Source organism: Anoxybacillus sp. LAT27 (assembly GCF_022030075.1).
GTDB classification, from domain to species: Bacteria; Bacillota; Bacilli; order Bacillales; family Anoxybacillaceae; genus Anoxybacillus; species Anoxybacillus kestanbolensis.
The window spans coordinates 1-11,369 of the sequence record NZ_JAIWYK010000010.1 but is presented as its reverse complement, the minus strand read 5'-3'; the positions used below and the strand labels follow the sequence as shown (position 1 = coordinate 11,369).

Below are 11,369 nucleotides of genomic sequence, written 5' to 3'. Positions count from 1 at the left end.
AAGCAAATGCGGAAGTTGCTCAACGTCCCCTTCAGCTAAACACTGGCGAATATATGTCGAACTAATTTTCTCTTTGCCAAACGTCTGTTTTGGAATAACCGTTTGTGTAAATTGTTGACGGGAATGAAATGGCAATGTTTCCATCGTCCCTTTCCCTAAGCGACCGTACGTAAAGTCAAACCCTGCCACAACGTGTTTCACACCGAGTCCGATGATATATTCATCGACAAATTGTTGTGGCAACAAATGGGCAAATGCTGGTGTAAATTCAACGACGTATAAATAATCGATACCGAGTTTAGCTATTTGTTTTTCTTTTTCTTTTAATGGCGTAATAAAATGAACATGTTGCTTCGAGCGCCCTAGCACGACAGACGGATGCGGATGAAACGTCATAACCGCACTTTTATATTGATGATCGTCCGCAATTCGCTTCGCTGTCTGAATCACTTTTTGGTGCCCAAGATGAACACCGTCAAAATATCCGAGTGCCATGACAAGCGGACCATTGTTTTTTTCGTTTAACGGATGGGAAAGCCAAATCGTTTTCATTGTTTTCACCTACAATACTTTTAAAGGTTTCATACAGCCTTGCTTTGTCGGATGAGGCATGTAAATCGCTAATGCTTCACCTTGCTTATTTATCATCAATAGACGCGTAGGCATGTCAGACAGGGCTGGCAAAAGCGCTCCGTTTTTTACTTTTCTCTCTTCTTCATCATTCAGTACATATGTCGGCAAATGGGCTAACGCTCGTTTAATCGGTAAAAGTAGCATATGTGCAGTACCAGCCGACAGGTGTTGTTCGATGTCAGCAAATGTCACACATTGATCAAGCGTAAACGATCCGGACGCTGTGCGAACAAGGCGGGACATATGCGCTGGGTATCCAAGTTGTTCGCCTATTTGAACCGCAAGTGTACGCACATATGTCCCTTTACTACACGTCACCCGAAAACGAAACGATATACGTTCACCTGCAAATACTTGCCTGTCATCAAGGAGTTGCAACTCGTAAATATGCACATGTCGTTTCGGTCGTTCGACATCAATCCCTGCACGCGCATACTCATACAATTTTTTTCCATTTACCTTTACTGCAGAATACATCGGTGGAGTTTGTTCAATTTCCCCTGTCAGCTTAGCCAATACATGTTCAATTTCATGGCGAGCGATCGACCGCTCTATCGGTTTGATTGAAACAACATCGCCCGATGCGTCTTCTGTTGTCGTTGCTATCCCTAACGTCACTTCTCCTTCATACGTTTTTTTCTCCGCTGTTAATAGCTCAACAATTTTTGTTGCTTTGCCAATGCAAATGGGCAACACACCACATACGTCAGGATCGAGCGTTCCTGTATGACCAACTTTTTTCGTTTGAAATAGCTTACGAATGCGCATGACACAGTCGTGCGACGTCATGCCCGCAGGTTTATGTAACAATAACACTCCGTCCATCGCTTCACCTCTAAAATAGCGGAAATGGATAGACGCATGTCTATCCATTATTCTTCTTTATGTTCTTTTTCTTCGGAAATTTGTTTAATTAAACTTTCAATGCGTTGTCCGTAATCAATTGTTTCATCAATTTCAAAGTAAATTTCTGGAGTCTTGCGCAAACGAATACGCTGACCGATTTCCGAACGAATAAATCCAGTTGCTTTTGCTAATCCTTTGAGCGTATTTTTCTTTTGTTCTTCATCTCCAAGAACCGAAATATACACTTTTGCTTGTTGCAAATCGCCCGTTACTCGAACATCTGTTACAGTAACGAAGCCAATGCGTGGGTCTTTTAGTTTGCGACCGATAATATCACTTAACTCTTTTTTCATTTGTTCGCCTACACGTGTGGCTCGCAAACTCATGATCATCACCTCGATTAAAACCACTCGAATGTTGTAACTGTTCGTTCGATTTCTGGAAACGAATCAATGAATTGCAACGTACGTTGAAGCTCTTGTTCCGTCGCAGCTCGTTCGGCCGTAATAGCTACAATTCCAAGCTTCGTTCGTTGCCATACGTCTTGATAATCGACTTCAGCTACTGATATATTATATTTTTGTTTGAGCCGTGTGATAATGCGTTGCAACACGGCTCGCTTTTCTTTTAATGATTGGACGTCGTAAATGATGCATTCACATTCGACGTATCCGATCATTTGCGTACCACTTCTTGCATGACATACGCTTCGATAACGTCGCCTTCTTTAATATCGTTAAAGTTTTTAATCGTTATTCCGCACTCGTATCCTTGTGCCACTTCTTTTACATCGTCTTTGTAACGTTTTAACGTATCGATTTGTCCTTCATAAACGACGATGCCTTGACGAATGAGGCGAACGCTACTATCGCGCGTAATTTTCCCATCTGTTACATAGCATCCTGCAATTGTACCAACTTTCGATACTTTAAATGTTTGACGAACTTCTGCTTGACCGATGACTTTTTCTTCATACTCCGGATCAAGCATCCCTTTCATCGCCGCTTCAATTTCTTCAATGACTTTGTAAATGATGCGGTGGAGACGAATGTCTACTTTTTCTGCTTCTGCGACACGTTTGGCGTTCGCATCCGGACGAACGTTAAAGCCGATAACAATCGCATTCGATGCCGAGGCAAGCATAATGTCGTACTCTGTTACTGCCCCAACACCAGAGTGAATAATTTTCACTCGCACACCTTCGACTTCGATTTTTTGCAATGCGGCAACGAGCGCTTCGACAGAACCTTGTACATCCGCTTTGACGATAATGTTTAACTCTTTCATTTCGCCTTGCTTAATTTTTTCAAACAAGTCGTCTAGGCTGACACGCGCTTTTACACTTCGTTGTTGAGCAATTTGTTTTTGCGCACGCGCTTCGCCAATTTGACGCGCTTTTTTCTCATCTTCGAATACCATGAAGCGATCGCCTGCTTGCGGTACTTCGTTTAATCCCGTAATTTCAACAGGGGTAGATGGACCTGCCTCTTTCACGCGACGACCAAGATCGTTTGTCATTGCCCGCACGCGTCCGTACGTATAACCAACAACAATTGGATCACCGACACGCAATGTACCCGATTGAACGAGAAGGGTTGCAACCGGACCGCGACCTTTATCTAATTTTGCTTCAATGACCGTTCCTGTCGCACGGCGGTTTGGATTTGCTTTTAGTTCTTCCATTTCACTCACAAGCAAAATCATTTCGAGTAAGTTGTCAATTCCTTCGCCCGTTAACGCCGATAATTTACAATAAATTGTATCTCCGCCCCATTCTTCTGGAACGAGTTCGTATTCCATTAACTCCTGCATGACGCGATCAGGGTTCGCTGTTGGTTTGTCGATTTTATTGACCGCGACGATGATTGGAACTTTTGCCGCCTTCGCATGGTTAATCGCTTCAACAGTTTGTGGCATTACACCATCATCGGCTGCAACAACAAGGATGACGATATCCGTTACTTGTGCTCCACGCGCACGCATCGTTGTGAACGCCTCATGACCCGGTGTATCTAAAAACGTAATTTTTTTGCCGTTCACCATGACTTGGTACGCACCGATATGTTGTGTAATACCGCCCGCCTCTTGTTCTGTCACTTTCGTATGACGAATCGAGTCAAGCAACGTTGTTTTGCCGTGGTCAACGTGTCCCATAATCGTGACGACAGGTGGACGTTCGACTAAATCTTCTGGGTTATCGACAATTTCAATTGTCTCAAATTCTGTTTCGTCAATCGTTACTTTTTCTTCTACTTCCACACCGTAATCGGAGCAAATTAACTCGATCGCATCTTTATCTAAATCTTTGTTAATCGTTGCAATAATGCCGAGCATAAATAACTTTTTAATAATTTCAGAAGGCTCTTTACCTAGTTTTTTCGCTAGCTCAGCAACCGTTAATGAGCCTTCAAATGTAATTTTTTTCGGAAGCTCTTTTTCTTTTTTCTTTTGCACTTCTTGTTGTGGAGCTTGCTGAGGTTTTTGTTTTTTATTTTTTTTGTTATTGAAAATTTTCTTTTCTTTTTGTTGGATTTGCAAGTCGTGTTTTTTCCCTTCGCGATTTTTGACTACTGCTTTTTTAATCGGTACTTTCGTTTGAATGACCTCATCTTCGTCTTCTTCAAACTGTTCTAAAACAGGCTTTTTCACAGGTGCCTTCTTTTCTTCTTTTTTTGCTTCTTGTTTTTGTTCTTGTTTTTGTCCTTTGTTAAATGAACGATCTAATTTTTCAACAACGTCCGCTTCAATCATCGTCATATGATTAGATACGTCGATGTTCATTTCTTTCAGTTTATGGATGACATCTTTACTTGACACATTATGTTTTTTCGCATATTCGTATACACGCATTTTTGACATACATTCACCCCCAAAATGTTAGAGCATCGTTTTCAGCTTTTGTGCGAATCCTTCATCTGTAATCGCTACAACAACCCGTGCTCCTTTTCCAATCGCCCCACCTAATTCGTGGCGATTATCTACGTAACAAAGCGGAACGCGATAAAACGCGCATTTATCGGAAATTTTTTTTCTTGTATTTTCTGACGCATCTTCCGATAAAATGACAAGCTTCGCGCGTTTACGCTGAATTTCTTTTACAACAAGCTCTTCTCCCGAAATGACTTTGCGCGCCCGATTCGCCAGTCCGAGAAAAGAGACCCATGGTTTATGATTCATTTGTTTCTCTGTTCTCCTTCTCGGCAAGCTGTAATAGCTGTTCGTAAATCGAATCGTCAATAGTCGCTTTTAAATGATGCGCAAGTGTATTTTTCTTTTTCGCAAGCAAAATGCACTCTTTACTTAACGTAATGTACGCACCGCGCCCGGCTTTTTTTCCGGTCGGATCAATCGACACATCGCCTTCTTTCGAACGAACGATGCGAATGAGCTCTTTTTTCGGCTTCATTTCCCCTGTGACAACACATTTACGCATCGGAATTTTTTTTGGCATGTTATTCCACCTCACTAATCTCCTCTTCGTCAACTTCGAACGATGATGAAGAACGAGGGTAAATACCTAATTGTTCCGCTTCCGATTGACTTTTAATATCAATTTTCCAATTTGTTAATTTTGCCGCTAAACGAGCATTTTGACCACGTTTTCCGATCGCAAGCGATAATTGATAATCCGGCACAATGACCGTCGTCGCTTTCTCTTCTTCATTCACGATGACGTCAAGCACTTTAGATGGACTTAACGCATTGGCTACAAATTCGACTGGATCGGCTGACCAGCGAACGATATCGATTTTTTCGCCCTTTAACTCGTTTACAATCGCTTGCACTCGTTGTCCCTTTGGTCCAACACATGCACCAACCGGATCGACTTCTGGGTTATCCGAATGAACGGAAATTTTCGAGCGATCTCCTGCTTCGCGTGCAACAGACTTAATTTCGACCGTACCGTCATAAATCTCCGGCACTTCTAATTCAAACAATCGTTTTAGTAGTCCTGGATGTGTGCGCGATACGTAAATTTGTGGTCCTTTTGTCGTTTTCTCTACTTTTGTAATGTACACTTTAATGCGATCATGCGGCTTATATGTTTCATTCGGCATTTGTTCGCTCACCGGAAGCAACGCCTCGATTTTGCCAAGGCTGACGTAAATAAATTTTGAGTCCGTCCGTTGTACAATGCCAGTCATAATATCTTCTTCACGATCAACAAACTCGGCATAAATGACGCCTCGTTCCGCTTCACGGACGCGCTGCGTGACGACTTGTTTCGCTGTTTGGGCAGCGATGCGCCCAAAGTTTTTCGGTGTTACTTCAATTTCAACGACATCGCCTACTTGATAATTCGGATTGATTCGCTTCGCCTCGTCAAGGGAAATTTCTAAGCGTGAATCGTACACTTCATCAACGACTTCTTTGCGTGCAAATACGCGAATCGTTCCCGTTTCTTGATTAAAATCAACGCGAACGTTTTGTGCTTGATTAAAATTGCGCTTATAAGCGGACACGATCGCCGCCTCTATCGCTTCAATTAACACTTCTTTACTAATACCTTTATCGCGCTCAAGCGCCGTTAAGGCATCTAACAACTCTGTATTCATGAACCGGTCGTCCCCCTCTAATGTGAATTAAGAAAAGATGACAGCTAGCCGTGCACTAGCTACTTTTTCATATGGAATTGTGATTGTTTTTTTCTTTGTTTTCACTTTCACTTCTACCGTCACGGTTTGCCCATCAAACGCGGTCAACAACCCTTCGAACTCTTTTTGACCGTCAATCGGTTCATACGTTTTCACATAAACGTTTTTTCCGACAGCGCGTTCGAAGTCTCTCGTCTTTTTAAGCGGACGCTCCGCCCCCGGTGATGATACTTCTAAAAAATAATTGTGGGGAATAGGGTCGATTTCATCAAGCTTTTCGCTTAACCGCTCACTTACGACACCGCATTGATCGATATCAACTCCCGTTGGGGAATCGATAAACACACGCAAAAACCAATTCTTACCTTCTTTCACATATTCAATATCGACAAGCTCCAACCCCATATGCGTGACGATCGGGGTGACAAGCTCTTCGACGATGTGTGTAACTTTTTTCATATTGGTCCTCCTAACTGCAAGAAAATCCCTTGCAACAGCAAGGAATCTCGAATCAATACGAAAGAGTGGGTTTCCCCACTCTTTTTGTCCATTATCTTTACCATTTCCACTAGAACTATAACATATTGGCAAAAAAATTGCAACTCATTTAAAAGAGTGATAATTGATTGTGATCCGGCAACGACTGCAAACAGCCTCTGCTTTCAAGATATTCTAAAATCGTTTTCGATACTTTGCCGCGTTGTTGCAAATCTTCTTTCGATAAAAACTCGCCTTCCTCACGAGCACGTACGATGCTATGCGCTACGTTCGTCCCAAGTCCCGGAATGGCATTAAACGGCGGAATAAGCGAATTGCCATCAATAATAAACTCGGTTGCTTGTGAGCGGTACAAATCAATATGTTTAAACGAAAAACCCCGTTCACACATTTCTAGCGCGATTTCAAGTACGGTTAGCAAGTTCTTTTCTTTCGCTGACGCATCAAGCCCTTTCGCTTGAATTTCCTCAATGCGTCGACGAATCGCCGCAGATCCTTGAATCATGACATCTAAATCAAAATCTTCTGCACGTACGGTAAAATACGATGCATAGTAAAGGAGCGGATGATGTACTTTAAAGTACGCAATGCGTACCGCCATGAGAACGTAGGCTGCCGCATGCGCTTTCGGGAACATATACTTAATTTTTTTACATGATTCAATATACCATTCTGGTACGTCATGTTTGCGCATTTCTTCTTCAAATTCTGCCGTCAATCCTTTTCCTTTACGAACGGATTCCATAATTTTAAATGCTAATGACGGTTCTAAACCGCGATAAATTAAATACACCATAATGTCGTCACGACATCCAATCACTTCTGATAGCGTACATGTGCCGTTTTGAATAAGCTCTTGCGCGTTGCCAAGCCAAACGTCCGTCCCGTGCGATAAGCCCGAAATTTGCACAAGCTCGGAAAACGTTTTTGGCTTTGTTTCTTCTAACATTTGACGAACGAAGCGCGTACCGAACTCTGGGATACCGAGCGTTCCTGTGTTACACATAATTTGTTCCGGTGTCACCCCGAGCGATTCTGTGCTACTAAAAATTTTCATCACTTCAGGATCATCTGTTGGAATCGTCTTCGGATCAATTCCACTCAAATCTTGTAACATCCGAATGACTGTCGGATCATCGTGCCCGAGAATATCGAGTTTTAATAAATTGTCGTGAATAGAGTGGAAATCAAAGTGCGTCGTCCGCCATTCTGCTTCTGTATCGTCGGCTGGATATTGAATTGGCGTAAAATCATAAATGTCCATGTAATCTGGAACGACGATAATACCTCCTGGATGTTGCCCTGTCGTTCGTTTCACTCCCGTACATCCAGCAGCTAAACGATCGATTTCTGCCGCACGTACATGAAGATTTTTATCGCTTATATACCCTTTGACAAATCCGTACGCCGTTTTGTCAGCAACTGTACCAATCGTTCCAGCACGATATACGTTATCTTCACCGAATAGCACTTTCGTATAGTTATGCGCTCGCGGTTGATACTCGCCTGAGAAGTTCAAGTCAATATCCGGTACTTTATCACCTTTGAATCCTAAAAACGTCTCGAATGGAATGTCGTGCCCATCTTTATTGTACCGCGCACCACATTTTGGACAGTCTTTATCAGGCAAGTCAAATCCCGAGCCGACCGAACCATCATCGAAAAACTCAGAGTGTTTGCAGTTCGGGCAAACGTAATGCGGCGGAAGCGGGTTCACCTCTGTAATTTCGGTCATCGTCGCAACAAACGATGAGCCAACTGAACCACGTGAACCGACAAGATAGCCGTCATCAAGCGATTTTTTTACGAGTTTATGAGAGATTAAATAAATGACTGCAAAGCCGTGACCAATAATGCTTTTCAACTCTTTTTCTAACCGTTTCTCAACGATGTCCGGAAGCGGATCACCATAAATGCTCTTCGCTCGTTCGTAACTCATTCGCCGAATTTCTTCGTCCGCTCCTTCAATTTTTGGGGTGTACAACTCATCTTTAATCGGTTTTACTTCCCCAATGAGATCGGCAATTTTTTTTGTATTCGTAACGACAATTTCTTTTGCTTTTTGTTCACCAAGAAACGAAAATGCTTCTAACATTTCGTTTGTTGTACGGAAGTGAACGTTTGGCAGTTCATGACGATTTAACGGATTGCCACCGGATTGTGAATGAATTAAAATTTTGCGATAAATTTTATCTTCTTGGTTCATGTAATGCACGTTTCCTGTCGCAACAACTGGGATGCCGAGCCGTTCACCAAGTTGTACAATGTTTGTAATAATTTCTTTTACGGCTCCTTCGTCGCGTACATATTCCATTTCAATAAGCGGAGCGTACACTTCTGGCGGATGCACTTCAAGGAAATCATAAAACGGGGCAATCGCCTCTGCTTCTTCGATCCCTTTTTGCATCATCGCTTCAAATAGTTCCCCTTTATCGCATCCTGATCCGACTAAAATACCCTCACGATGTTGTTGCAAGACGGAACGCGGAATACGGGGAACACGATAAAAATAGTTCACATGTGAAAGCGATACGAGTTTAAATAAATTTTTTAACCCCACTTCATTTTGGACAAGCAACGTGGCATGAAACGGCCGAGATCGTTGAAACGCTCCTTGTTCTTTTGATGCTTCGTTTAATTGATCAATGTATTGAATTCCTTTTTCATCAAGTTCTTTCAACAAATGAATGAGTAAATACCCTGTCGCTTCTGCGTCATAAATGGCACGATGGTGTTGGGTTAATTCAATATTGAATTTTTTACAAAGCGTGTTTAAACGATGGTTTTTTAGCTCTGGATATAAGTAACGAGCAAGTTCAAGTGTGTCAATCACTGGATTAGTTACTTTGCCACGATTGATTTTCTTAAATCCTGCATTTAAAAAGCCAATATCAAACGTTGCATTATGGGCAACGAGCACGCAGTCATCGATCCAATGATAAAATTTTTCTAATACTTCTTCGACGTCTGGTGCATCTTTTAACATATCATCTGTAATTTTTGTTAATTCAATAGTTGTCGCAGAAAGCGGATGATGCGGGTTAGCAAATGACTCAAAACGGTCGATAATTTCTCCGTTTTTGACTTTGACCGCTGCTAATTCAATAATTGTATCGTATACGGCCGACAGTCCTGTCGTTTCCACGTCAAACACGACAAACGTATCGTCCATGAGCCGTCGATGCGCTTCATTGTAAGCGATCGGTACCCCGTCATCAACAATATTAGCCTCTAGTCCATATAAAATTTTCACACCATATTTTTTTCCCGCACTATACGCTTCCGGAAACGACTGAACAACGGCATGGTCCGTCACAGCAATCGCCTCATGTCCCCATTTTTTCGCTTGTTCAACGAGTTTTGTAATCGAAGCGACCGCATCCATTTGACTCATTTGTGTGTGGACGTGCAATTCCACACGTTTTTCCTCGGCTGTATCTTGTCGCTCGTTCGGCTTTATTTCATTTAGGTCGTTCGCAATGAGCACAAGATCGCGCACAAACGTATCGTTTTGCACGCTACCGCGCACTTTAACCCACATACCTTTTTTTACACGTTGCATTAATTCCGCATCTTCTTTATCGCGTGAAAACATTTTCACAAGAATAGAGTTTGTATAGTCCGTCATTTTTAACGTCAATAACGTACGGCCACTTTTTAGTTCTTTTGCCTCGGCATCAAAGACGTATCCTTGTACGACGACACGACGTTCTTCTTCCACAATTTGATCGAGCGAACGAATATGTTCTTCATCTTTAATTTGATAGCCAATTACAAGCGGGCCGCTTGCTTCGGTTATATTTGTCTCTTCTTGTTTCGGCATCGCTTCCATAAATGCGGCTAACGCTCGTTCTTCATCTTCTTTTTGTTTTTGAGCTAAAAATTGTTCAAACTGTTGCGCATCATGTTTCACGCCCGCTTCTAATTGTAAGTGAGGAAAGCCAAACGATACATACGTCTCAGTAAACAATGGCGCAAATCTTTTTTTTAGTGCAATCGCTTCTGCTTCGTTGCGCGCTTGCACAGTGACTTTCGTCCCCTTCACTTCCGGTTGTTGCTGTGTAAGTAATGAAAAAAGAGGGGAGCTTTGTTGAATCGTCTCAACAAAGAGCGGCCAATACGACACAATATCTTCAACAGTAAACGTTTGATCCTCTGCTTCAATGGTACATTGCACGTGAGCGATATGACGAAATTGTTCGATTAAACGTTTACGAAACTCGGCATATACATTCGCTCGTAAAATCGTAGGAAATTGAAAATAAAAATGCCAACATTTCGTTTGTTTATTAACAACAACTTTGTTAATCCGTCCGTGTGCTAAGTCGTTTGCTATACTCGAAGAAGTGAGCTGTAGTTGTTGTAGTAAAATAGAAAATCGCTCTTTTTGTTCTTCTCTCATCGTTGTTCGTTAAACCGTTACAGAAAACTTACAAGACTTTATAAGAAACTTATAAAAGTCTATGTTTCCTTCCTTGTTCATCGCGCCCGATTTCGCGAAACGCTACTCTCGTTTCTTTGACGCTCCGAAGGCTTCACTTCCCCACTAACGTATGGGTACATGTTGTGCTTTACTTGGCATAGTTTTTCAAGTTGATGCTTGCGTTGAGGTCGCGATCCATTTCTATCCCGCAAGCTTCACAGCGATACGTCCGTTCGGATAAAGAAAGCTTCTCTTTTACATGACCGCAACGGCTACACATTTTGCTTGACGGATAAAAGCGATCTACGACGATCAACTCGATCCCATGCCATGCACATTTGTACGTCATTTGCCGCTTGAACTCGTGGAATGTT

11 protein-coding genes are annotated in these 11,369 nt (G+C 42.3%); all 11 read right to left on the bottom strand.

What is annotated here, in order from left to right:
- Nucleotides 1–552: FAD synthetase family protein (locus LD028_RS01115; protein ID WP_237810627.1), on the bottom strand; the 552-nt coding region annotated here is incomplete at its 3' end.
- A gap of 9 nt (nucleotides 553–561) precedes the next feature.
- Nucleotides 562–1,458 (bottom strand): tRNA pseudouridine(55) synthase TruB, encoded by an 897-nt coding sequence (truB, locus tag LD028_RS01110; protein WP_237810626.1) that lies wholly within the window; start codon nucleotides 1,456–1,458, stop codon nucleotides 562–564.
- A 47-nt stretch (nucleotides 1,459–1,505) separates the two neighbouring features.
- Complete coding sequence (gene rbfA / locus LD028_RS01105) at nucleotides 1,506–1,865, bottom strand: 30S ribosome-binding factor RbfA (RefSeq protein WP_003394813.1); 360 nt, start codon at nucleotides 1,863–1,865, stop codon at nucleotides 1,506–1,508.
- 14 nt (nucleotides 1,866–1,879) lie between these two features.
- Entirely contained in the window at nucleotides 1,880–2,158 is a 279-nt protein-coding gene (locus LD028_RS01100; protein WP_237810625.1) for a DUF503 domain-containing protein, read from the bottom strand.
- Nucleotides 2,155–4,338: a translation initiation factor IF-2 gene (gene infB, locus LD028_RS01095; RefSeq protein ID WP_237810624.1), complete on the bottom strand. Its 2,184-nt coding sequence runs from the start codon at nucleotides 4,336–4,338 to the stop codon at nucleotides 2,155–2,157. Before infB ends, LD028_RS01100 begins: the two co-directional genes overlap by 4 nt.
- Nucleotides 4,339–4,356: 18 nt before the next feature.
- Nucleotides 4,357–4,656, bottom strand: a complete 300-nt coding sequence (locus LD028_RS01090; RefSeq protein ID WP_077429657.1) for a YlxQ family RNA-binding protein — start codon at nucleotides 4,654–4,656, stop codon at nucleotides 4,357–4,359.
- A complete protein-coding gene (gene rnpM / locus LD028_RS01085; RefSeq protein ID WP_004891012.1) occupies nucleotides 4,646–4,930 on the bottom strand; it encodes an RNase P modulator RnpM in 285 nt (94 codons plus the stop codon). The genes LD028_RS01090 and rnpM overlap by 11 nt, the downstream gene beginning before the upstream one ends.
- A 1-nt stretch (nucleotide 4,931) precedes the next feature.
- Nucleotides 4,932–6,035, bottom strand: coding sequence for a transcription termination factor NusA (nusA, locus tag LD028_RS01080; protein WP_077429655.1), 1,104 nt, complete (start codon nucleotides 6,033–6,035; stop codon nucleotides 4,932–4,934).
- Between the two features lie 27 nt (nucleotides 6,036–6,062).
- Entirely contained in the window at nucleotides 6,063–6,533 is a 471-nt protein-coding gene (gene rimP / locus LD028_RS01075) for a ribosome maturation factor RimP (RefSeq protein ID WP_077429654.1), read from the bottom strand.
- Nucleotides 6,534–6,681: 148 nt separating this feature from the next.
- A complete protein-coding gene (locus LD028_RS01070) occupies nucleotides 6,682–10,974 on the bottom strand; it encodes a PolC-type DNA polymerase III (protein WP_237810623.1) in 4,293 nt (1,430 codons plus the stop codon).
- Between the two features lie 169 nt (nucleotides 10,975–11,143).
- Nucleotides 11,144–11,369, bottom strand: a 226-nt coding sequence (locus LD028_RS01065; protein ID WP_237810622.1) for an RNA-guided endonuclease InsQ/TnpB family protein, incomplete at its 5' end; no start/stop codon positions are given.

Coding starts and splice junctions, on each gene's coding strand:
- truB (WP_237810626.1), bottom strand. CDS start 1,458: ATGGACGGAGTGTTATTGTTACATAAACCTGCGGGCATGACGTCGCAC.
- rbfA (WP_003394813.1), bottom strand. CDS start 1,865: ATGAGTTTGCGAGCCACACGTGTAGGCGAACAAATGAAAAAAGAGTTA.
- LD028_RS01100 (WP_237810625.1), bottom strand. CDS start 2,158: ATGATCGGATACGTCGAATGTGAATGCATCATTTACGACGTCCAATCA.
- infB (WP_237810624.1), bottom strand. CDS start 4,338: ATGTCAAAAATGCGTGTATACGAATATGCGAAAAAACATAATGTGTCA.
- LD028_RS01090 (WP_077429657.1), bottom strand. CDS start 4,656: ATGAATCATAAACCATGGGTCTCTTTTCTCGGACTGGCGAATCGGGCG.
- rnpM (WP_004891012.1), bottom strand. CDS start 4,930: ATGCCAAAAAAAATTCCGATGCGTAAATGTGTTGTCACAGGGGAAATG.
- nusA (WP_077429655.1), bottom strand. CDS start 6,035: ATGAATACAGAGTTGTTAGATGCCTTAACGGCGCTTGAGCGCGATAAA.
- rimP (WP_077429654.1), bottom strand. CDS start 6,533: ATGAAAAAAGTTACACACATCGTCGAAGAGCTTGTCACCCCGATCGTC.
- LD028_RS01070 (WP_237810623.1), bottom strand. CDS start 10,974: ATGAGAGAAGAACAAAAAGAGCGATTTTCTATTTTACTACAACAACTA.